21 protein-coding genes and 1 pseudogene are annotated in these 22,401 nt (G+C 56.0%); 5 read left to right on the top strand and 17 right to left on the bottom strand.

The window, feature by feature from the left end; translation table 11 throughout:
* Positions 1 to 61 precede the first annotated feature (61 nt).
* The 5 genes and pseudogenes from GGR95_RS05655 to pepT form a co-directional block, all read right to left on the bottom strand.
* Complete coding sequence (locus GGR95_RS05655) at positions 62 to 556, bottom strand: DUF2937 family protein (RefSeq protein WP_184563648.1); 495 nt, start codon at positions 554 to 556, stop codon at positions 62 to 64.
* A gap of 91 nt (positions 557 to 647) precedes the next feature.
* A complete protein-coding gene (locus GGR95_RS05650; protein WP_343042100.1) occupies positions 648 to 1,406 on the bottom strand; it encodes a PQQ-dependent sugar dehydrogenase in 759 nt (252 codons plus the stop codon).
* Between the two features lie 68 nt (positions 1,407 to 1,474).
* Positions 1,475 to 1,603 (bottom strand): annotated as a pseudogene (locus tag GGR95_RS19105) (PQQ-dependent sugar dehydrogenase); the annotation flags it as partial.
* A gap of 267 nt (positions 1,604 to 1,870) precedes the next feature.
* The gene (gene proS, locus GGR95_RS05645) at positions 1,871 to 3,223 is read right to left on the bottom strand and encodes a proline--tRNA ligase (RefSeq protein WP_184563646.1); all 1,353 of its coding nucleotides are present in this window, start codon (positions 3,221 to 3,223) and stop codon (positions 1,871 to 1,873) included.
* A 125-nt stretch (positions 3,224 to 3,348) separates the two neighbouring features.
* Positions 3,349 to 4,590 (bottom strand): peptidase T, encoded by a 1,242-nt coding sequence (gene pepT, locus GGR95_RS05640; protein WP_184563644.1) that lies wholly within the window; start codon positions 4,588 to 4,590, stop codon positions 3,349 to 3,351.
* 185 nt (positions 4,591 to 4,775) lie between these two features.
* Here pepT and GGR95_RS05635 point away from each other — a divergent pair, with 185 nt between their 5' ends.
* The 4 genes from GGR95_RS05635 (at position 4,776) to GGR95_RS05620 (ending at position 10,462) form a co-directional block, all read left to right on the top strand.
* Positions 4,776 to 5,861 carry an AI-2E family transporter gene (locus GGR95_RS05635; protein WP_184563642.1) on the top strand — a complete coding sequence of 362 codons (1,086 nt, stop codon included), beginning with the start codon at positions 4,776 to 4,778 and terminating at the stop codon, positions 5,859 to 5,861.
* A 1-nt stretch (position 5,862) separates the two neighbouring features.
* A complete protein-coding gene (locus GGR95_RS05630) occupies positions 5,863 to 6,546 on the top strand; it encodes a P-loop NTPase family protein (RefSeq protein WP_184563640.1) in 684 nt (227 codons plus the stop codon).
* 55 nt (positions 6,547 to 6,601) lie between these two features.
* The gene (locus GGR95_RS05625) at positions 6,602 to 8,776 is read left to right on the top strand and encodes an RNA degradosome polyphosphate kinase (RefSeq protein ID WP_184563638.1); all 2,175 of its coding nucleotides are present in this window, start codon (positions 6,602 to 6,604) and stop codon (positions 8,774 to 8,776) included.
* Positions 8,777 to 8,899: 123 nt separating this feature from the next.
* Positions 8,900 to 10,462: a Ppx/GppA family phosphatase gene (locus GGR95_RS05620; RefSeq protein ID WP_184563636.1), complete on the top strand. Its 1,563-nt coding sequence runs from the start codon at positions 8,900 to 8,902 to the stop codon at positions 10,460 to 10,462.
* Here GGR95_RS05620 and GGR95_RS05615 read toward each other — a convergent pair.
* Genes GGR95_RS05615 through GGR95_RS05585 form a run of 7 tightly spaced genes read right to left on the bottom strand, consistent with a single transcriptional unit; the run spans position 10,459 to position 16,816 of the window.
* On the bottom strand, positions 10,459 to 10,854 hold the full coding sequence (locus tag GGR95_RS05615; protein WP_246423295.1) for a hypothetical protein: 396 nt from the start codon (positions 10,852 to 10,854) through the stop codon (positions 10,459 to 10,461). The two genes, GGR95_RS05620 and GGR95_RS05615, sit on opposite strands and share 4 nt — an antisense overlap.
* Positions 10,855 to 10,863: 9 nt before the next feature.
* Positions 10,864 to 11,889 carry an endonuclease/exonuclease/phosphatase family protein gene (locus GGR95_RS05610; RefSeq protein WP_184563741.1) on the bottom strand — a complete coding sequence of 342 codons (1,026 nt, stop codon included), beginning with the start codon at positions 11,887 to 11,889 and terminating at the stop codon, positions 10,864 to 10,866.
* Positions 11,889 to 12,572, bottom strand: coding sequence for a molecular chaperone DjiA (locus tag GGR95_RS05605; protein ID WP_184563634.1), 684 nt, complete (start codon positions 12,570 to 12,572; stop codon positions 11,889 to 11,891). The genes GGR95_RS05610 and GGR95_RS05605 overlap by 1 nt, the downstream gene beginning before the upstream one ends.
* A gap of 30 nt (positions 12,573 to 12,602) precedes the next feature.
* Positions 12,603 to 13,082 carry a GNAT family N-acetyltransferase gene (locus tag GGR95_RS05600; protein ID WP_184563632.1) on the bottom strand — a complete coding sequence of 160 codons (480 nt, stop codon included), beginning with the start codon at positions 13,080 to 13,082 and terminating at the stop codon, positions 12,603 to 12,605.
* Entirely contained in the window at positions 13,076 to 13,690 is a 615-nt protein-coding gene (locus tag GGR95_RS05595) for a VOC family protein (protein ID WP_184563630.1), read from the bottom strand. The genes GGR95_RS05600 and GGR95_RS05595 overlap by 7 nt, the downstream gene beginning before the upstream one ends.
* Positions 13,687 to 15,831, bottom strand: a complete 2,145-nt coding sequence (gene scpA, locus GGR95_RS05590) for a methylmalonyl-CoA mutase (protein WP_184563629.1) — start codon at positions 15,829 to 15,831, stop codon at positions 13,687 to 13,689. Before scpA ends, GGR95_RS05595 begins: the two co-directional genes overlap by 4 nt.
* The gene (locus tag GGR95_RS05585) at positions 15,779 to 16,816 is read right to left on the bottom strand and encodes a hypothetical protein (RefSeq protein ID WP_246423293.1); all 1,038 of its coding nucleotides are present in this window, start codon (positions 16,814 to 16,816) and stop codon (positions 15,779 to 15,781) included. The genes scpA and GGR95_RS05585 overlap by 53 nt, the downstream gene beginning before the upstream one ends.
* Positions 16,817 to 16,915: 99 nt before the next feature.
* Between GGR95_RS05585 and GGR95_RS05580 the strand changes: the two genes are divergently transcribed.
* Complete coding sequence (locus tag GGR95_RS05580; RefSeq protein WP_184563628.1) at positions 16,916 to 17,368, top strand: DUF4174 domain-containing protein; 453 nt, start codon at positions 16,916 to 16,918, stop codon at positions 17,366 to 17,368.
* Between the two features lie 49 nt (positions 17,369 to 17,417).
* On the opposite strand, the gene GGR95_RS05575 is transcribed toward GGR95_RS05580, so the two are convergent.
* The 5 genes from GGR95_RS05575 to GGR95_RS05555 all read right to left on the bottom strand — a co-directional run bounded on the left by GGR95_RS05575 (position 17,418) and on the right by GGR95_RS05555 (position 22,382).
* Positions 17,418 to 19,463 carry an acetyl-CoA carboxylase biotin carboxylase subunit gene (locus GGR95_RS05575; RefSeq protein ID WP_184563627.1) on the bottom strand — a complete coding sequence of 682 codons (2,046 nt, stop codon included), beginning with the start codon at positions 19,461 to 19,463 and terminating at the stop codon, positions 17,418 to 17,420.
* Positions 19,464 to 19,594: 131 nt separating this feature from the next.
* Complete coding sequence (locus GGR95_RS05570) at positions 19,595 to 19,942, bottom strand: hypothetical protein (RefSeq protein ID WP_184563737.1); 348 nt, start codon at positions 19,940 to 19,942, stop codon at positions 19,595 to 19,597.
* A gap of 78 nt (positions 19,943 to 20,020) precedes the next feature.
* Positions 20,021 to 20,161, bottom strand: coding sequence for a hypothetical protein (locus tag GGR95_RS05565; protein ID WP_184563626.1), 141 nt, complete (start codon positions 20,159 to 20,161; stop codon positions 20,021 to 20,023).
* Between the two features lie 214 nt (positions 20,162 to 20,375).
* The gene (locus tag GGR95_RS05560) at positions 20,376 to 20,822 is read right to left on the bottom strand and encodes a DUF6497 family protein (protein WP_246423292.1); all 447 of its coding nucleotides are present in this window, start codon (positions 20,820 to 20,822) and stop codon (positions 20,376 to 20,378) included.
* A 27-nt stretch (positions 20,823 to 20,849) separates the two neighbouring features.
* Positions 20,850 to 22,382, bottom strand: coding sequence for an acyl-CoA carboxylase subunit beta (locus tag GGR95_RS05555; RefSeq protein ID WP_184563625.1), 1,533 nt, complete (start codon positions 22,380 to 22,382; stop codon positions 20,850 to 20,852).
* Between the last annotated feature and the right edge of the window lie 19 nt (positions 22,383 to 22,401).

Below are 22,401 nucleotides of genomic sequence, written 5' to 3'. Positions count from 1 at the left end.
GCAGCATCTTTTCGCGCACACTGGTGCTTTGATCAATGGGGGTCAAGCACGCGGGCCTGCCTCAGGCCTTTTGTCGCCGCCTAAATGGCATACGCAGCAAACCCAGCAGCAATTTCACCGCCATGCCGCCTAACAGGAATCCAACAGCAGCAAAGCTGAGCCCTGCAAAAGTCATAGGCACAGCAGGTTTATAGGCCGCCCAAGCCGCCTGCGCGATTTCGCCATCGGTAAAGCTGGTGGCATGGTAGGCGCGCATAAACGGCCCCTGCCCCTCAAGCGTCTCAAGATCGCGGCTTAACTGCGTGTAGCGGTTGATCGAACGCGTCATATCCGCGCCGCGCCGTTCCAGAAACGATGTGCCCTGCATCTGTGCCAGCGCCTCATCGCGACTGAGATCGGATGCAGCGGCAGAAGCATCAAAATCCGCGACGACTTCGCCCAAAGCATCCACTGCACCGCCCAAACGTTGCAGATATTGCTGCGAAAATTCAGGGAACTGGGATGTCGTCGCCGCGCCGGCCAAACCGCCCGCAAGGGCAATGCTGCGTAAGATCATGGCGCGGGAACTCCGTTTCACGTGAGGTTTTGATATCCCTATGGGGTAATCGCCCCCGTGCGCGAAATCAAGACAAGCTGAATAGGCCTCTCTATTTTTGCGTCAATCGCAGCAATCGTCCATCCGTATTATCAAGGATCAGGACCCTGCCTTCGCGGTCAATCTCCACATCGCGCACACGCATTTCACCATTCAAAAACCGCTCCTCCCCGATAACGTTGTCGCCTTCCAGCACCAGCCGCACCAAACCACCGGGGTTCAGCGAAGCCGCAAGTATATCGCCACGCCAAGCGGGAAACTTATCGCCGTCATAGAAGGCAAAACCACCGGGCGCGATCACAGGGTCCCAGTAATATCGCGGCGCGGTCATCCCCTTGGCCTGCGCCTTGCCACTGCCAACAACTGCGCCACTATAGTTCACGCCGTAACTCACCAGAGGCCAGCCGTAATTCGCACCGCCTGTGATCTTGTTCAACTCATCGCCCCCCGCAGGCCCGTGCTCCAATGTCCAAAGACTGCCATCATCAGGGCGGATCGCAGCGCCTTGCACATTGCGGTGTCCAAGGCTCCACACTTCGTTTCCAAAAGGGTTGCCCGCTGTGGCGCCACCTTCCGGCGAGATACGAATAACCTTGCCGTAAGTTTTATCGACATCTTGCGCAAACTGACGCTCGCGGGTGCTGAAATGCTCTCCCGTTGTGACATAGAGAACGCCGCCGTGTGGCACCACACGTGAACCGAAATGCATAGCGTTGGGTGACGGCGGGTCTTGCACAAACACGTCACGCAGCTCCGTGAGGGCTGTGCCATCCGCGCTGAGCACCGCACGCGTGGCCGCAGTGGCCGACATGCCGCCCCCCATCGGTTTAAAATCACACGGCTTTGGGCAAAATCTTCGGCCAATGCCACATCCAGTAGCCCGCCTTGTCGCTGCGCCAAAACGTCTGGCACACCGCTGATAGGTGCAGAAACAGCACCCGCTTGCACCAACCTCAGCGCGCCTGAACGCTCGGTCACCAAAATACCGCCGTCAGGCAGCACCGCCATGCCCCAAGGGGTATCCAGCCCCTCGGCCAAAACCTCAATCTGGAGTTCGACACCGCTGGTGATCACAGGTGCACGCGTCTGGGTGGCCCAAGTAGGCGTGAACTGGGGCGCATTTTTATCGCCCTGCTCAAACCCCTGCGCAGCAGCGCCACTGGCCATCACGGCCACCGCAAATAGGGAAATCAGTCTCATCGCCATTCCTCCTGTCAGGTCACCTAACAGAATGGCGCAAAAGCGGCGCAGGTCCAGCCCGCGCCGCGATTTAGATTATAGGCCGCGTACAGTCAGACCTTTGTAAATCTGCGCGATACGCTCTACCGCCAGTTCTGGCGTCATTTCTTCGCTTTCGCCTGTGCGGCGTGAGGTCAATTCAACAACGCCGTTTTTCAAACCACGTGGCCCCACAGTGATCCGCCAAGGCAGGCCGATCAGATCCATTGTCGCAAACTTGCCGCCTGCGCGTTCATTGCGATCGTCATAAAGCGGCTCAAGGCCCAGCGCGGTCAGGCTGTCATACAGCGCCTGACAGGCTGCATCTGCCTCTTCGTCACCTTGCTTGAGGTTCACAATCCCGCAATGGAACGGTGTGACACCCTCAGGCCAGATGATGCCTTTGTCGTCATGGCTGGCTTCGATGATAGCACCCAAAAGGCGGCTCACGCCGATGCCGTGGCTGCCCATATGCACAGGTACAACTTTGCCGTCAGGCCCTTGCACAGTGGCGCCCATGGCTTCGGAATACTTGGTGCCAAAATAGAAGATTTGACCCACTTCAATGCCACGCGCGACACGGCGGCGATCTTCTGGAACTTCGTTAAACAGCGCCTCTTCGTGTGTCTCATCTGTGCGGGCGTATTTGCTGGTGAATTCTTCCATCACGGCGGCACAGTCGGCGTGGCTGTCATAGTCAATCTCACGGTCGCCAAAGCGCAGGTCAGTCACGGCGCTGTCATAGAACACCTCGGACTCGCCTGTTTCTGCCAGCACCAAGAACTCATGCGTATCATCGCCGCCAATGGGGCCAGAATCCGCGCGCATCGGGATCGCGTGCAATCCCATACGCTCGTAGGTGCGCAGATAGCTGACCAAGTGACGGTTGTAGGCGTGCATCGCGTCTTCTTTGGTCAGGTCAAAGTTATACCCGTCCTTCATCAAGAACTCACGCCCCCGCATCACACCGAAACGTGGACGCATCTCGTCACGGAATTTCCACTGGATATGATACAGCGTCATCGGCAGGTCTTTGTAGCTGCCCACATGGCTGCGGAAAATATCGGTGATCATTTCTTCGTTGGTGGGGCCATATAGCATGTCGCGATCCTGACGGTCTTTGAACCGCAGCATTTCAGGACCATAGGCATCAAAGCGCCCTGATTCTTTCCACAGATCGGCAGATTGCAACGTTGGCATCAGCATCGGCACGTGACCTGCACGCATCTGCTCTTCATGCACAATGTTTTCCAACTTGCGCAGCACTTTGAAACCCAGCGGCAACCACGAATAGATGCCCGCCGCGTTTTGTTTGATCATGCCCGCACGCAACATATAGCGGTGGCTGACAATCTGCGCTTCCGCAGGTGTTTCTTTCAATACAGGCAGGAAATAACGGCTCAAACGCATGGCAACGCTCCTCTAGAACTTTCGGTGTTTGCTTAGGTTAAACCCCAAGCCAACACAATCACCAACGGCGACGCTTGTGCAGTTTGCCCCTAAATTTTAGGCAATGTGAGGGGATGCCCCCTCACCTACTCCGCTAGCACAGCGCGCTGCACCAGCCGCAACGCGACTTCGGTCGCTTTGCCCATATCCTGCACCGAGATCCACTCCAACGGCCCATGAATTTCCTGCATCCCTGTAAAGATGTTCGGGCAAGGTAGCCCCATTTCTGTCAACCGTGACCCGTCAGTGCCGCCCCTGATTGGGACCGATATAGGTTCCAGACCTGCATCGCGCACAGCGGCATGGGCCAGATACACGGGCGTCATATCGTTCTCCAGCCAATAACGCATGTTGCGGTACTGCGGGGTGATCTCACAGGTGATTTCAGCCCTTGGTTCGGTCAGGGCAATCGCGTCACAAACAGCCCGTAGGATCGCACCCTTTTGCGCCAGCCCCTCACGCTCAAAATCACGGATGATAAAACCAATGCGAACCTGTGCCGCATCGCCGGTGATGTCTGTCGCGTGAATGAAGCCCTCCGCACCGCTGGTTGTCTCTGGTGTCATGGTTGATTGCGGCAGCGTCTCAAGGATACGGGCCGCCAGATGGGTTGCGTTGACCAGTTTATCCTTGGCCCAACCGGGATGGATCGACACACCTGTGACCGTAACAATGCCCCGATCAGCAGAGAACGTCTCGTGCTCGACCTCACCGGGCTTGGAGCCGTCAAATGTATAGGCAAAATCACAGGCCATATCGGCGGGCAAACGCGCATCCACGCCGCGCCCGATTTCCTCGTCTGGCGTAAAGGCCAGCCGGATTTCACCATGCGGCACGTCGGGGTTGTCCAACAGATGTTTCGCCGCCGTCATGATGATCGCCACGCCCGCCTTGTCGTCACCGCCCAGCAACGTGTTACCTGACGCGGTGATCAGGTCATGGCCCACGCAGTTTTCCAGATGCGGCGAAATATCAGGGCCCAGCCTGCGGGCGGGTGCATCCGGGAAGGTGATATCACCGCCGTTATACCCTTGGATCACACGGGGTTTCACCCCTGTCGCGTTGAATTGCGGGGCCGTATCCACATGCGCGCACAGCCCCATCACGGGCCCAGCCGTATTGCCCGGCACAGTGGCCAATACCACGCCGTAATCCGTCAGTTTAACGTCACTGGCCCCCATCGCTTCCAATTCCGCAACTAACATGCGGCTCAGATCCAACTGGCAGGGGGTGGAAGGCTGTGTGGGGCTGTTTTCATCCGATTGGGTATCGACGGCCGCGTAACGGATCAGGCGGTCTTGCAGTTCGGAATCATAGGGGGTGCGCATGGGGTGGTCTCCGGTTGAATACCCGCCCAAGGTGCGCCCTGTGCCGCCCATGTCAAGCGGGCAGGTTCACAAACGTCTATATCACCGCCTTAAGTATCCCCCGCACACGCATAGAGAGATCGCCGATACCCCTTGAAAATACGGTCTCCATGGGCGATGTGTGGCAAAGTAAATAGGAGAGACCAATGGCCTTGCCGATCAGAGATCAGTTGAAATATTGGGGTGTGGCCATGGCCTTGTTCCTGGTTATCTTGTGGTTCATGGGCGGCGTGCTGCTTCCTTTTGTGTTGGGCAGTGCAATCGCTTATTTCCTTGACCCTGTGGCGGACCGCCTAGAAGCCATGGGCCTCAGCAGGGCCTTATCGACCGCAACAATCACAATTGTCGCAGTCCTTATCTTTGTCATAATGGCACTACTGGTCATCCCTACTTTGGTGTCCCAAGCAATCAACCTGTTTGCAATCGCGCCCGATCTTGCCAAAAACCTCAGCGCCTTCCTCACGGATCGTTTCCCCTCCTTGCTGGAAGAAGGCTCAACCCTGCGCAGCTCAATCACCTCTTTGGGCAGTTTGATCCAACAGCGCGGTGGCGAGTTGCTGAACACTGCCGTCAGTTCGGCTGCGGGAATCATTAACATCATCATGTTATTTGTGATCGTACCCGTGGTCGCCGTTTATATGCTGCTGGATTGGGATCGCATGATTGCCCATATCGACGGGTTGCTGCCGCGTGATCACGCCCATGTCATCCGCCGCCTTGCCCGCGACATCGACAAAACGCTGGCGTCGTTCATTCGTGGTATGGGCACCGTTTGCCTCATCTTGGGGACATATTACGCGATTGCCCTGATGCTGGTCGGCCTGCAATTTGGCCTTGTGGTTGGCTTTGTCGCTGGATTGGTTACGTTCATCCCCTATCTGGGTGCCTTGATTGGCGGCATGCTGGCGCTGGGTCTGGCCCTATTCCAGTTCTGGGGCGATTGGTTTTCCATCGGTCTGGTTGCGGGAATCTTTGTCTTGGGTCAGGTGATCGAAGGTAATGTGTTGACCCCAAAACTGGTCGGCAACTCGGTCGGGCTGCACCCTGTCTGGCTCATTCTTGCATTGTCCGTCTTCGGCACGCTGTTCGGATTTGTCGGAATGCTGGTCGCTGTGCCTGTCGCTGCGGCTTTCGGCGTTGTCGCCCGCTTTGCGGTAGAGCAATATCAAATGAGCCTGCTTTACCGAGGGACAGAACAACGCACGCCAATTACTGACGATATCGAGGGCTGATATGGCCATGCAGTTAGGACTAGACCTGCCGGTACGCACCGCGCGGGGGCGGGATGATTTTCTGGTTGCGCCCTCCAATGCGATGGCCGTGGCGATGATTGAAAACTGGCGTAACTGGACCAGTGCCAAGATGGTCCTCAGCGGCCCTGAAGGGGCGGGTAAAACCCATCTGACCCATGTCTGGGCACAAGCCGCCGAAGCGCAGATCATCGCCGCCGTCGATCTATCTGTTGACGATGTGCCAGAGTTGGCGCGCAGGGCGATTGCTGTCGAAGACGTGCCGGAAATTGCGGGCAATGCAGACGCGCAGACCGCCCTGTTTCACTTGCACAATATGGTGCTGGCCGAAGGCCATTCCCTGTTGCTGACAGGCACGGGGCCTGTGGCGCATTGGGGTATCACTCTGCCTGATCTGGAGAGCCGCCTGCGCGGCACCTTAGAGGCTACAATCGATTCGCCAGATGATGCGCTTTTGTCGGCCGTATTTGTCAAACTTCTGGCGGATCGGCAGTTAATGCCACCGCCCGACATGATCCCCTACCTACTTAATCGCATGGACCGTTCCTTTGCCGAGGCGAACCGCATTGTGACCCTGCTGGACCGCGAAAGCCTTGCACGCAAGCGCCCTGTGACACGTGCATTGGCCGCAGTTGTGCTGGACAAAGACGCGGTAGAAACGCGATAGTAACTGCACCGCCTTTCGTCATATTTCCGTTACAAATTTACCGGATAAGCACCTTATGTCATATGCAGATTTTCTCAAAGCGCCCTTTGATGCGCCCGTCGAATTGCCCGATCTGGATCTTACCGGACCCGGCCGTTTTCAAAACCGTGAACTAAGCTGGCTTGGTTTCAACTGGCGTGTGCTGGAAGAAGCTGAAAACCCCCGCGTCCCATTGCTGGAGCGGCTGAGGTTTCTGTCCATCTCAGCGGGAAATCTGGATGAGTTTTATACCGTTCGCGTGGCAGGTCTGCGTGAATTGGCACAGGCGGGCAACGTGACCCCCGCCGCCGACGGGCTGACCCCTGCAGAACAATTGGTCCTGATCAACGATAATGCGCGTGGCTTGATGCTACGCCAACAAGCGGTGCTGGTTGACCTGCTACAGCAACTTGATGACCAAAACATCATGCTTGAAGGGCTGGATGATCTGACGCCCGATGACTTGGTCGCGTTGCATGAAACCTTCCTTACCCAAGTGTTTGCTGTACTGTCACCGCTGGCGATTGACCCTGCACACCCTTTTCCATTCCTGCCCAGCACCGGTTTTGCATTGGCGCTACAGTTAGAGCGTACCCGCGACAAAAAACCGCTTCAGGCATTGCTGCCCATCCCTGCGCAGATAGACCGCTTTGTCTCTTTACCTGCGCCCGAAGGCTGTAGCCGCTTTTTGCTGCTTGAGGATTTGTTGGTTCTGAAAATACCTGATCTGTTTCCGGGATATAAACTGAAAGCACATTTCAAATTCCGTGTTCTGCGTGACAGCGATTTAGAAGTTGAAGAAGAAGCCGAAGATTTGGTGCGCGAATTCGAGGTTGCCCTGAAACGTCGCCGTCGCGGCGAAGTTGTGCGCATGACACACTCTGCTGGTGCGCCGCCGAAATTGCTGGCGACCATCATGGATGAATTGGACGCAAAACCCCAAGATGTGATCGAGCTGGACGGCATGATCGGCATGGATGACCTGAGCGGCCTGATCGGCGATGACCGCCCTGATCTGCTCTGGCCCCCCTTCTCGCCGCGCATCCCTGAACGGGTGAGCGATTTTGAAGGCGATATGCTCAAGGCGATCCGTTCCAAGGATATGCTACTGCACCACCCCTATGAAACCTTCGATATGGTTGTTCGTTTCTTGCAACAAGCAGCGCGTGATCCGCAGGTTGTTGCGATCAAACAGACGCTCTACCGCACCTCGCGTGACAGCCCTATCGTCGAAGCGCTGTGCGAAGCGGCGGAAAACGGTAAATCCGTCACGGCGTTGGTTGAGCTGAAAGCCCGTTTCGACGAAGCCGCAAACATTCGCCAATCCCGCAGGTTGGAGCGCGCAGGGGCCCATGTGGTCTACGGGTTTATTGACCTGAAAACCCATGCAAAAATCTCAACTGTTGTGCGCCGCGAGGGCAACCAGCTGAAAACCTATACCCATTACGGCACAGGCAACTACCACCCGATCACAGCGCGTATCTATACGGATTTGTCGCTGTTCACCTGTGACGAGAAACTGGGCCGCGACGCGACCAAAGTGTTCAATTTCCTCTCGGGTTATGCGCAGCCTGCCCAACTGGAAAATCTGGCCATCTCGCCCACCACGCTCAAACCCCGACTGTTGGAATTGATCGCAGCAGAGGCCGAGCACGCAGTTGCTGGCAGGCCCGCCGAAATCTGGGCAAAGATGAACAGCATTGTGGACGATGAAGTGATCGACGCGCTTTACGCGGCCTCCAATGCAGGGGTTAAGATCAGCCTTGTTGTGCGGGGCATTTGTGCGCTGCGTCCGGGCATCAAAGGGCTGTCGGAAAATATCCGAGTGAAATCAATCGTAGGTCGTTTTCTGGAGCACAGCCGCATCGTTTGCTTCGGAAATGGTCATGGGCTGCCGCATAAAAAGGCACGTGTTTTCATGTCCTCCGCTGATTGGATGGGCCGTAACCTGAACCGCCGCGTCGAGACATTGGTCGAAATCGAAAACCCGACGGTACAGGCCCAAATCACCAGTCAGGTGATGGCTGCCAATATGGCCGATGTCGCGCAAAGCTGGGTTATGGCGCCCGGCGGTAGCTTTACCCGCCCGCCGATTCCTGAAGGCGTGTTCCCCTTCAATTGCCACCGTTTCTTTATGGAAAACCCGTCCCTGTCGGGGCGCGGATCTGCTGGCGCATCGGATGTGCCAAAACTGACCCATACCGAGGATTAAACCCCTCTTACCTCCCCCAGCGCCTTGCTGTTTGGTTACACTTAGCCAACAGGTTAACCATTGACGCGGGGGGGGCTATAGGCCAGTTTGCCCCAACTTTCCGCCTCACCCACCGGAGCGCGCATGCCTGAAACGAACACCCTCGCTGTCCCTGAAACCGGCGTCGCCGATCTGGGGCTTTTCGGAAAACCGCTTTTCCAAGACCCAGGGGCGCGTGCTCTCAAACGTGTAGGCGTAGTAGATGTTGGGTCCAACTCGGTCCGCATGGTGGTATTTGACGGCGCGGCGCGTAGCCCTGCCTATTTCTACAACGAAAAAATCATGTGTGCCTTGGGTGCCGGAATGGCCGATACAGGGCATTTATCCCCAGAAGGCCGCGTGCGTGCCCTATCTGCAATGCGCCGCTTTTCAAAACTTGCCGAAGGTTTGGGCCTGTCCGAATTGACAGCCGTCGCCACAGCCGCTGTGCGCGACGCAACAGATGGCCGCGAATTCTGCGAGGAAGTCCGTGCGCTAACTGGAATAAAAATCTGGGTTATCGACGGCGAAGAAGAAGCCCGCCTGTCTGCCCAGGGTGTCTTGCTGGGTTGGCCCGGTGCCTATGGGCTGGTCTGTGACATAGGCGGCTCATCCATGGAACTGGCCGAGATTTCAGGCGGCCGCGTTGGCAAACGGGTGACGTCCTCACTCGGCCCGCTCAAATTACGCGACATCAAAGGCGGGGCAAAAGCCCGCAACACCCACATAAAAGACGCGATGACAGGGCTGGCCGAAAAAATGGGCAGCCAGCGTGACCGCCTGTTCCTTGTCGGCGGTTCATGGCGGGCGATTGCGCGGATTGATATGATCCGCCGCGGCTATCCCCTGCATGTGCTGCACGAATACCGCATGACGCGCCAATCCGTGCGTGAGACAATCGAATTCATCCGCACGTCCGACATGGACACCCTGCGCGTTGAGGCAGGTGTGTCATCGACGCGGGCCAGCTTAGTGCCCTATGCCTGTGAAGTGCTGTCGCGGTTGGTTAAAACCTTTACCCCAAAAGACATCGCCATTTCCAGCTATGGCATCCGCGAAGGCATGCTCTATGAGCAGATGCCCCAACGTTTGCGTGACCGCGATCCGCTGATCGAAGCCTGCCGTTTTGCCGAAAACAAAGATGCCCGCAGCCCCGGTTTTGGCCGCATCCTCTATAACTTTGTATTGCCACTGTATAATTCGACCTCTGCCCCACGCAAACGACTGATCAAAGCCGCCTGCCTGCTGCATGATGTGAGCTGGCGTGCGCACCCAGATTACCGCGCAGAGGTTTGTTTTGATAATGCGACTCGCGCCAATCTGGGCGGGCTCAAACATTCGGAGCGCATCTTTGTCGGGCTGGCCCTGATGCATCGCTATTCCAACAAACGCGAAAACATCCGCTTCGCCGATCTGTTTGATATGGTGGATGAAAAAACCCGCGCCGAGGCCGAAATCCTTGGCAAAGCCATGCGGTTTGGCGCGATGTTGGGGATGGATAAAGTGGAAGAACTGGGCGAAATGCGCTGGCACCCCAAGAAAAAAGAGCTTCACTTGCGCCTCAGCGCCGAGATGGAGCCGTTGTTTGGTGAAGTCGCCGTAGCGCGGTTTAATTCACTTGCGGACTCATTGGGTGCACAGGCTGTTGTGAAGATCGCGCCGCGTTAAAGATCGATTTGCGGCTCATCTGGCAAGATTGGTTTATCCGGCTGAACCTCTGGTGCTGATGGCTTGCGACGGATAAGGATGTCACCGTTTTCCAAAACCTCAGGCGCTGCATAAACGCTCCAATCATCGACCTCTTCCAATACTTCGCGCAGTTTCGGCCCCATTTTGGTGACAAAATCCTCCAGCGCTGGCCCCGCCTCCTCCATCAGCGTTGCCACCTCATCCAAAGCGGGTGCCATTTCCTGCATCAAACCCTCAAAAAACAACTGCGCGCCCCGCTCCATCAGCGACGGAGGTTCCTCTTGCGCGTAGGCAGGAACGGCAAGCAGGGCGGTGGCAATGGAGGCAGCGATGAAGTGTTTCATACCCTCAATATAGAGAGTATTTTTCATTCCGCTACATCACAGATCAATTTCCACTGTGACGGGGAAGTGATCAGAGGCGGAAACCAGCGCATCGCGGAGCGCAGGTGTCGCCCAACAATCAGGATCATCCAAAGGATGCCAGATACGCCAGCGCGGGTTTTTCTGACGCAGTTGGGGGCTTACCATAATGTAATCAAGCAAGGCTTGCAGGTAACGTTTTTCTGGCTTGATCCAGAACCGTGAGGTGGTCGGCATCGCGCCCAAACGCTGGCCCAACGCGCGCGCTGCATGCGGATCATACAGGGGATGCGCCGTGTCTTTACCCAAGACAACCTCAACCGAGGAACGCCCGAAGAGGTTCTCAAACGTATCCAGACCGGGACCATCGTTAAGATCGCCCAAGAGCATCACAGGCGTATCACTGCCCAGATGTTCGTCAATCCGCCGCCGCAACCAGATCGCTTGCGCCAGCTGCTTGCGGCGATTGGCAATGGCAAGCTGCATCGCATGCGCTTCATCCCGCGCCCCATGCGGCGCTTTGGATTTCAAATGCGCCCCGATCATCCGAAAAGCAAAACCGCTTTGCGTTTCAATGGCCAATTCCAACGGCGGCTTTGAGAAGACAACGCTGTCTTCGGTTGCATCAATATCCAGATCAATCTGTAACACGCCGTCAAACCGCGGCGCCCCTTGCGCCCCATCCGCGTCCGCCTGTGGCCCTTGCGGGTCATGGGTGGCAGTGATCACATCAGGATCATAAAGAAGCGCGATCTCTTGCTGCGTATCATTGGCAAAGCCCATCACGGCGCGGCGTGCGCGCAGATTGAAGTGAGCAGAAAAATTCTCTAGCGCCTTTACAGCATCGTGTTTACGCCCCGCATCTGGCGCCTCAATCACCATCACCGCATCCGCATCCATCGCCGTGAATACAGCACCTAATGCGGCAGTTTGCGCGGCGCGGCTTATCTGATAGCGCGACGACCAACCGTCATCATTATGCAATTCATCATTGTCGTCAAAAAGCTTGGCAAACCACTCAACATTATAGGTCGCGATCCGCATCACGCGGTCCGCTTGCCCGAAAGGGTTTCCCACGCGCGGTTGATATCGATCATGCGTTTTTCGGCCATTTTTATCGCCTCTTGCGGCAGTCCACGGGCGGTCAGGGCGTCGGGGTGATTTGCACGCACCAAAGCCCGCCACGCAGCGCGAGCCTCTTCCGTGGTGGCGTTCGCAGTAATCCCCAGAACAGTGTGTGGCAAGGGCGATGAGTTGGGCACAAACCGCGCCTTTAGGGATTCAAAGCTGCCTTCTGGCAGGTCAAAAATATCTGCCACTTCTTCTAGAAAAGCGTTTTCATTCGGGTGATAGATGCCATCGGCCATCGCGATATGGAACAACCCTTCCATCAAATCGCAAAGGATCGAGCTGTCTTCATCAAACATGCCTTTGATCCGGCGGGCGTAATCATCAAACCCCGCCACGTCCGTACGGGCCAGATTAAACACCCGCGCCGCGCCCTGCGCATCAGCATCACCAATGTTAAAAACTTCGCGAAAGGCAGTGACTTCGTCGCGCGTAACCTGCCCGTCTGCTTTGGCCATCTTGGCCCCCAGTGCAATCACAGCAATGGTAAAACCGACCGAGCGTTCCGGCGGAGACTTGAGCCTGTCAAACACGCTCGATAGCGCTTCGCCAGAAGCCAAAGCCGAGAGAGCCTCAGTGATACGGGTCCAAATTGACATGGCTTTTCCTAATGCAACCTTGGTTCCTTGTCAGGGCTTAAGCAGTTCACGGCTCATCAAAATGAGGTCAATCCAGCGCCCGTCCTTGCGCCCTACCTGTGGCAAATGGCCCGTCTTTGCAAACCCCAATCGGCGGTGAAACGCCAATGCGACCGTATTTTCAGCACTGATGCCCGCGACCATCACGTGAATACCTTGCGATTGTGCCTGCACCATCGCCGCATTCATCAATGCACGGCCTGCTCCGCGTTCTGGTACGGTGATAATGGAATGTTCCGCAGTATGAACATAGCCTGGGCCGGCACGAAACGCTCCCCAGGTGATGAAACCTACGCACCCGCCGTCTACATCCGCCACCAGAAAGGCGTCGCTACGTGTTTGCATCAGCGTTTGCAGGTCTTCGTCTGATTTCTCAACTGTTGTGAATGTCGCAGTTGTATCGCGGATCATCGCGTTCCATAGCATTTTTATCGCTGGCAGATCAGTCTGCGTTGCCGCACGGATTAGCACAGGGTCACACCACCAGTGGGCGTCTCAAACTGGGCAGACAAATGCACAGGCCCTGTCGCGAAAGAAATGCGCCTATCTTCCAGAAAGGGCGCCAGCACATCAGCCAGATCGGCGGCCTGTGGGTGCGTCACTGTCAGTGACGTCAGCCGACAGTCCTGTTGTGTCAAACGCGGTGCGGGATGGGCATTGCCGATCCATTGGATCAAAGCAGGTGCGCAATTATCAAAGGGCAATACACCGTTTTGCGGTACTGCCATGCGCCACCGCAAATCGCCCCGCTGCAATTCAACAGGAGTACCAAAACCATCTGGAAGCTGCGCCAATGCGGCATCCAGATCGTCACAACGACAAATCCAATTTGTCAGACGCGGTGATCCCTTGAAACGGTCTAAATCAAACCAACGTGGGCGGTCTGGTGTGGGGGCCTCTGGGTTGATGGCAATTGCCTCTAGATACAGGCCATCCTGCAACCCCAACAACGTATTATGCGTATGAAAAACCGCATGTTCGCCCCCCTGCTGGAGAGGGACGCCCAAAGTTGTTTCCACATGTGCCGTCGCGGCGGACAGAGTTTGCGCCGCGACGGCGATGTGGTCAAACGTGATCACGTGCGGGCGGCGCGGATCAGTTTCAGGATGTCTTGGGCGGCGTTGGGGATGTTGGTCCCCGGTCCAAAGATCGCTTTGACGCCTGCATCATAGAGGAACTTGTAATCCTGCTGTGGAATAACACCGCCACAGATCACCAGAATATCCTCAGCACCCGCATCCTTCAGCGCCTTGATCAACTGCGGAGCAAGTGTTTTGTGCCCTGCCGCCTGTGAACTGATGCCGATGACATGCACGTCATTGTCCACCGCATCCTGCGCCGCTTCTGCAGGGGTTTGGAACAACGGACCAACATCAACATCAAAACCGATATCCGCAAAGGCAGTTGCGATTACTTTGGCACCGCGATCGTGACCGTCTTGGCCCATTTTCACCACCAACATACGTGGGCGGCGGCCTTCATCCTCGGCGAAATCTTCGACCGACTTCTGGATCGCAGCAAAACCTTCGTCGCCTTCATAGGCAGCGCCATAAACACCTGCCAATGTTTTCACTTCAGCGCGGTGACGGCCAAATTCGTCTTCCATGGCCATGCTGATTTCTCCTACGGTTGCACGCGCACGCGCCGCCTCAACAGCGGCTTCCAGCAGGTTGCCGCCTTCTTTTGCACGGCGGGTCATTTCGGCCAATGCGGCAGTGCATGCGGCCTCATCGCGGCTGGCACGAATGCTCTCCAGCCGTTTGATCTGGCTTTCACGCACGGCGACATTATCCACATCCAGAATATCGATCGCATCTTCTTTGTCGCGGCGATATTTATTCACGCCAACGATCACATCCGTGCCCCGGTCAATGCCCGCCTGACGCTGTGCAGCGGCTTCTTCAATGCGGAGCTTGGGCATACCCGTAGCAACCGCCTTGGTCATACCGCCCATTTCTTCGACTTCTTCAATCAGCTTCCACGCCGCTTCAGCCATATCATGCGTCAGCTTTTCAACGTAATAAGACCCAGCCAATGGATCAACAACATTGGTCACGCCAGTCTCTTCTTGGAGGATCAACTGGGTGTTGCGTGCAATGCGGCTGGAATTCTCTGTCGGCAAGGCAATCGCCTCGTCCAGCGCGTTGGTATGCAGGGATTGTGTGCCCCCCAGAACCGCCGACATCGCCTCATAGGCGGTGCGGATCACGTTGTTATAGGGGTCTTGTTCCTGCAGGCTTACGCCAGAGGTCTGGCAATGGGTGCGCAGCATGGATGACTTCGGGTTCTTTGGTTCAAACTCATCCATGATACGAGACCAAAGCAGACGCGCAGCGCGCAGTTTGGCAGCTTCCATGAAAAAGTTCATGCCAATGCAGAAGAAGAAGCTGAGGCGAGGCGCGAATTTATCCACGTCCATTCCCGCTGCGATTGCTGTACGCACATATTCACGCCCATCGGCCAGCGTAAACGCCAGCTCTTGCACAAGGTTCGCACCCGCTTCTTGCATGTGGTAGCCCGAAATCGAGATCGAGTTAAATTTCGGCATCTCGTCGGCGGTATATTCAATAATATCCGCAATGATTTTCATCGAGGGTTCAGGCGGGTAAATATATGTATTCCGCACCATAAATTCTTTGAGGATGTCGTTCTGGATTGTCCCTGACAGCACAGCGCGTGAATGGCCCTGCTCTTCTCCAGCAACGATAAAGCTGGCAAGGATCGGGATCACCGCGCCGTTCATCGTCATGGACACCGAAACTTTGTCCAGCGGGATACCGTCAAAGAGGATTTTCATATCCTCAACGCTGTCAATCGCCACGCCTGCCTTGCCTACATCGCCCTCAACGCGGGGGTGGTCACTGTCATAGCCGCGGTGGGTGGCCAGATCGAAAGCCACGGAAACCCCTTGTTGTCCTGCCGCCAACGCGCGGCGGTAAAAGGCGTTGGATTCTTCTGCTGTAGAGAAACCCGCATATTGGCGGATTGTCCAAGGACGGCCTGCGTACATCGTGGCCTTTACGCCCCGTGTATAGGGTCCCTCCCCCGGGATACCGCCCAAATGCTTCACGTCTTTCAGGTCGTCAGCCGTATAGAGCGGCGAGACGTCGATCCCTTCCAGTGTTTTCCACGTCAGTTCATCCAGCGAGCGGCCGCGCAGCTCACCTTCAGCCAGTTTGCGCCAATCGTCCTTGGAAGCGGTGGGGGTTTTGTTGGTCATGGAACTGTCCTTTTGTCAGTGCCCCCACAGGCAGGCTGAAGCCTGCTCTTTTGTGGGAGGAATCCTCTGTCAGTGTCGCAAGCCCATCCGCACCAGCGGTGAGCCACATTATATCGTCGGCATATGCTTCACGCAGGTTTGCCCCTTGTTCGAGCGTGAAGGGGGTCCAACGTTTTTCGTTCTGCGTAAGATGGTCAGGCAAATTGTCGGCTGGAACGCCGTTATCAATCATCTTCTGGCGCATCGTTGCGGTATCTGGTGAACGGTTCAGCCAGCTTGCAGCGTGGTTTGCAGGGGCAGCCCGCCCCGTGGCCTGCATCAGTACCTTATCAGCCTGACCCACAAATGTCTCAAAGGGCAGGATTTTGATCTCGGCTTGGGGCAAGGCACCGGCAACGTCGGTGATCACATCACGCCAGCTACGCTTTGATGCCGCAACAGTGGCAATGCGTGCCTCATCTGGCATCTCGTGACCGCGGCCCACACCATAAGCCGCCACCGAAGACCACCACAGGTCAAGCGCACGGATGTTCATCACCACACGGGTGATCCGCCCTTCAAACGCCGCATCCAGACGCGCCATGCGCTCACCGATAGCAGGGTACAACATGGCGGCACGCAAGCAGGCGCGCGGTGCGCCGATCATATTCTCTTCAGACACCAGCAGTCGTTCGATGCCTGTGCGTTCGGCCTGCGTGGCGCGGACCCGCACACGCCCCATGGCTTTGCGCTGCAAATCGCGCCCGTTCAATATACGTGGCTTTGCAAACAAACCGTCCAACAACCCCTGCCGCATCATTTGAGGTTCCCAAACGCCAGTGCCGTCATCAACTAACCGTGCACGGTTGCCCCGCAGATAATGTTGAAAGCTGGTCGTACCGGTACGGTGCGCGCCGATGTGCAGAATGATATCCATAAGCCTAGCAATGCCTTTGTGCAAAAGGGCTGCAACAGGCAGCCGCATTGAGATAATTACGGCAGTCATGCGGCATAATCCCTTGCGGCGATCTTAATGATAAAATTGGCCCGATCTTGCTTCGCAATTGCGCGAAACCTCCCTATATAGTGTACAAAGGGAGTGCTTATGAAAACGTTGTTAGCTGCTGTAATTATTGCTACTTTTGCCGGAACCTTACAGGCGCAAACCTTACCCGAAACAGACGCCATATGGATCTTAGACGCGTCAGCAGTCTCTAATTTGAGCGAATTCAAGTGGAAAAAGCGGCCCGTCATCGTTTTTGCAGATAGCGAGAATGACCCCGCCTTTATAGAACAGATGACTTTGCTGACCAAAGAAGTCGAAGATTTGGCAGAGCGCGATGTGGTTGTCATCGTCGATACCGCCCCGGCGGCACGCAGCGCCATCCGTTTGCGCATGCGCCCGCGTGGCTTCATGCTGACACTGATGGACAAGGCAGGGGATGTAGAATTGCGCAAGCCTTTTCCTTGGAGCGTACGCGAGATCACCCGCAGCATCGACAAAATGTCCATCCGACAACGCGAAATCCGCGAGGAAAACGCAACCGTCGCGGAATAGTGGTTAAGGGCGCTAACGCCCTCAACCCAGTTTATGAGTGGCGTAATGCTCACTCGAACTCCATGATCACATCGTCCACCGCAAGGCTATCGCCTGCGCCTGCGTTGATTTTGGTGACAATGCCTTTACGCTCGGCGCGCAGGATGTTTTCCATCTTCATCGCTTCGATCGTGCACAATGCCTGACCGTCCTGAACTTCGTCGCCCACTTGGACGTCCAGTTTAACGATCAAACCCGGCATTGGGCACAGCAGCAATTTCGACGTGTCTGGCGGTACTTTTACAGGCATTTTGCGGGCCATTTCGGCCTGAAGCGGCGTGCGCACATGGACTTTCAGGTCCGCGCCACGGGTGCGAATGCGGAAGCCACCTGAAATTTTGCCAACCTTCAAAACCAAAGGCGTGCCATCCACAGACATGGTTGCCAGCTGATCACCCGGCGTCCAGTCGCCTGCCACGCGCAGCGTTTCACCGCCATCAAAAGTCACTGTGGCGCCTTGCGGGTCTGCGTTAATGGTCACGTCAAAGCTGTGACCCTGTGCCGCGACATTCCAAACCATGCCAACTTTGCGTTCGTGGTTGTCCATGCGGCCCGACACACGTGCACGGCGGATTTCGCCAACACGGTGCATGGCAGCCGTTGCTGCCGCGATGCGTTTCAGGTCGGTTTCGGCCAGTTCCACGCCTTCAAACCCGTCGGGGTATTCTTCTTCGATAAAGGCCGTTGTCATCACGCCCGACACGAATTTCGGGTGATCCATAACCGCACTTAGGAACGGCAGGTTGTGGCCGATGCCTTCAACCTCAAAGCTGTCCAAAGCAACGCGCATCCGCTCAATCGCCTCGGCGCGGGTGGGGGCCCATGTGCAGAGTTTGGCGATCATCGGATCATAGTACATCGAGATTTCGCCGCCCTCATACACGCCAGTATCATTGCGCACAGCCGTAGTACCTGTGGGTGCGTCACCGTGCCATTTGCCGTTATCCAGCAGCGGACCTGCGGCGATCTCGGCTGGGGGACGATAGCGGGTCAAGCGGCCAATGGAAGGCAGGAAACCGCGATACGGGTCTTCTGCATAAAGACGGTTTTCAATCGCCCAGCCGTTGATTTGCACGTCTTCTTGCTTGATGGTCAGCGCTTCGCCATTGGCAACGCGGATCATCTGCTCAACCAGATCGACACCTGTGATCATCTCGGTGATGGGGTGTTCAACCTGCAAGCGCGTGTTCATCTCAAGGAAGTAGAAGTTCTTGTCGCCATCGACGATGAATTCAACAGTACCCGCCGACGTATAGCCAACAGCCTGCGCCAGCGCGACAGATTGCTCGCCCATGGCTTTGCGTGTGGCTTCGTCCAAGAACGGGCTGGGTGCTTCTTCTACCACTTTTTGGTTACGGCGCTGGATCGAACATTCACGCTCGTTCAGGTAAATGCCGTTACCATGCGCATCGCAGAGCACTTGGATTTCGATGTGACGGGGCTGTGTGACGAATTTCTCGATGAAGATACGGTCATCGCCAAAGGAATTCGCGGCTTCGTTTTTGGACGATTGAAAGCCCTCGCGCGCTTCTTCGTCGTTCCACGCTATCCGCATGCCTTTACCGCCACCGCCAGCAGAGGCTTTGAGCATCACAGGATAGCCAACTTCATTGGAGATTTTCACCGCCTCATCCGCATCGGCGATCAAGCCCATATACCCCGGAACCGTGTTCACACCTGCTTCTTGGGCAATCTTTTTGGAGGTGATTTTATCCCCCATCTTTTCAATCGCGCCCACAGGAGGCCCGACAAAGGCAACGCCTTGGGCGCTCAGTGCTTCGGCGAATTTCGAGTTCTCGGAGAGAAACCCGTACCCCGGATGCACAGCTTCGGCACCAGAAGACTTGATGGCCTCCATCACCTTATCGATCACGATATAGGACTGGTTCGCAGGGGGCGGGCCGATGTGTACAGCTTCATCTGCCATCTGCACGTGCAGCGCCTGTTTGTCCGCATCCGAATAGATTGCAACGGTTTTGATACCCATTTTGCGCGCAGTCTTGATGACGCGGCAGGCAATCTCGCCCCGGTTGGCGATCAGGATCTTATTAAACATGAACTGGTCCCTTATGGTGGTGAAAGAGGTTGGTGAAGCAAGCAGTGCCGCGCAGGTCGAAATCCTGCAGGGACAATGCCTTGAATGTCGGAGATGCGGCGCATGAAGCCGTGCTGTGATACATCATGCCCTCACTCGCCTACGATATGCGGATAGGTTTGGCGGGCAATACGAACATCAATGACAAGCATGGATTCGTAATGCGCTGGGTCAAACGGATCAGTGGCAGGAATGACTTCACGGCCAAACAGCCATGACAAGCGGCCTGCGTCCAGATTGCCCCGTTCAAAGGGTTCTTCGCCAAAATGCTCCCAAAGCGCTTTGAAAAACGCCTCATCGGCACGTTTATCCGGCGGACGACGATCCGAGCGCCGTTCGCGGCGGGTTATTTCAGTTGCGCCCTTGGGATTGGCGCGGCGTAGGGTAAATTGATAATCCGTGCTGGCCAAACGACCTGGAAAGCCACGGTGCTTGAGCATGTAATCTAGTGCCATGCTGCGCCCTCCACGGTTGAGGGCTGGGTCAGGACGGGCGCGGACGCCCATCCTGTATGTCGCTTACTTGTACTTACCCGTGTACACGGGTTCTTGGCTGATGGGCTCAACCACGACAAATTCTTCGACCTGCTGCTCACGCGCACAGGCAGCTGCTGCGGCCAAAAGGCCAAGCATTGCCACAAGTTTGATGTTCTTTGACATCTGTTTCTCCTGTCACTTGTTGTACGGGTTAGGTTTCTAAAACCTGCCATGTTTCCCGCAATATGATTGGACCGAACATGCGTCAGGTCCAGCTGCATCATATCTGAGCAAATACGCCGTGGATACGTGGATAAATCAGTGGCCAAATTATGTGACTCCAAAGCCGCAACTTTCTTTGTGCTTGAGGACCGAGCCGCAAGATATTGTGTATGCATCAAAATTCATCCCATATACAGATGCCGCCCTCGGGGCGAAATGCTTCAAAATACTGGATCGCGTCGGGATCCGGCTCTCCGAATTCGGTGATCCTGTCCATAAACGAGATCACAATTTTATCCGCCGCGAGCGTATATTCGGCCATATAGGGCAGAGCGAAGTCCTGACACAACTGCATCATGTCCGCCCCCGCTGAATCGTAGGTGATCTGCCCTGCCCCGACGGCAATCTGTGGCGTCAAAAATCGAAATCGCAGCCACGTCACCGTATCCTGCTTATCGACTAACACTTCGTGCAACGTCGCCTGTTGCCCCGAAGGCAGATCCGCCGCAGCAAGTGGTCCCGCCAGCGCGGCGAGGGTTAGGCTCAACTTAACCATGCCCTCAGCGATGACGCCCAGACGCCCTGCACAATGGCAGTTGCCACCGAAGGCAGGAGATTTCATGTCAGGGCGCCGCATCATTGCCTGATCCTACAGCGGAATATTGTCGTGTTTTTTCCACGGCATCGTGGATTTCTTGTTCCGCAGGCTGGCGAACGCACGGGCAATACGCTTGCGCGTTGTACGCGGTTGAATCACCTCGTCGATAAAGCCACGTTCGGCAGCGACAAAGGGGTTTGCAAAACGGGTTTCGTAATCTGCTGCGTGTTTGGCGATCTTTTCCGGGTCCTTCAGGTCAGCACGGTGGATGATCTCGGTTGCACCTTTGGCCCCCATCACAGCGATCTCGGCGGTGGGCCACGCATAGTTGAAATCCGAACCAAGGTGCTTGGAGGCCATAACGTCATAAGCACCGCCATAAGCTTTGCGCGTGATCAGAGTGACCAGCGGCACGGTGGCTTCGCCATAAGCGAACAACAGTTTCGCGCCATGCTTGATCACGCCGCCGTATTCCTGTGACGTACCGGGCAAGAATCCGGGAACATCAACTAGTGTCAGGATCGGAATTTCAAATGCATCACAAAAGCGCACAAACCGTGCCGCTTTGCGTGAGCTGTCGATATCCAGAACACCTGCCAGCACCATTGGTTGGTTGGCAACCACACCCACGGTGCGGCCTTCAATGCGGATAAATCCGATCAGGATGTTTTTGGCAAAATCTTCCTGAATTTCATAAAAGTCACCCTCATCAGCAAGCTTCTGAATCAATTCTTTCATATCGTAAGGCGTGTTGGCGTTTTCAGGCACCAGCGTATCCAACGACGGCTCGATCCGGTCGGGCGCATCAAAGAAAGGGCGCACTGGAGGTTTTTCGCGGTTGTTGGCAGGCAAGAAGTCAACCAAACGGCGCACTTCAGCCAGCGCCTCTACGTCATTTTCAAACGCGCCATCGGCAACGGATGATTTCTTGGTGTGTGTGCTTGCGCCGCCCAGTTCTTCGGCAGTGACCTGTTCGTTGGTCACGGTTTTCACCACATCAGGGCCCGTGACGAACATATAAGAGCTGTCTTTGACCATGAAAATAAAGTCGGTCATCGCAGGCGAATAAACTGCGCCGCCCGCACAAGGCCCCATGATCACACTGATCTGCGGGATCACGCCGGATGCCTCGGTATTGCGACGGAAAATCTCGGCATAGCCAGCAAGGCTATCAACGCCTTCTTGAATACGCGCACCACCTGAATCGTTCAGGCCAATGACAGGGGCGCCGTTTTGCAGGGCCATATCCTGAATTTTGCAAATCTTACGCGCATGGGATTCAGAAACCGATCCGCCCAGAACGGTGAAGTCCTGCGAGAAGACATAAACAAGGCGGCCATTGATGGTCCCCCAACCGGTGATCACACCGTCGCCCGCAGGCTTTTGCTGCTCCATACCAAAATCGGTACAGCGGTGCGTCACGAACATGTCGAACTCTTCGAACGAGCCTTCGTCCAGAAGCAGATCCACCCGTTCACGAGCGGTCAACTTGCCGCGTGCGTGTTGGGCATCAATGCGCTTTTGTCCACCACCAAGGCGCGCATCGGCGCGGCGGTCGTCGAGCTGTTGCAGGATATCTTTCATGGACGGCTCCTCCCATTGG

Source organism: Sulfitobacter undariae, from assembly GCF_014196805.1.
Classification (GTDB): domain Bacteria; phylum Pseudomonadota; class Alphaproteobacteria; order Rhodobacterales; family Rhodobacteraceae; genus Sulfitobacter; species Sulfitobacter undariae.
This window is presented reverse-complemented; position numbering and strand designations above follow the sequence as displayed.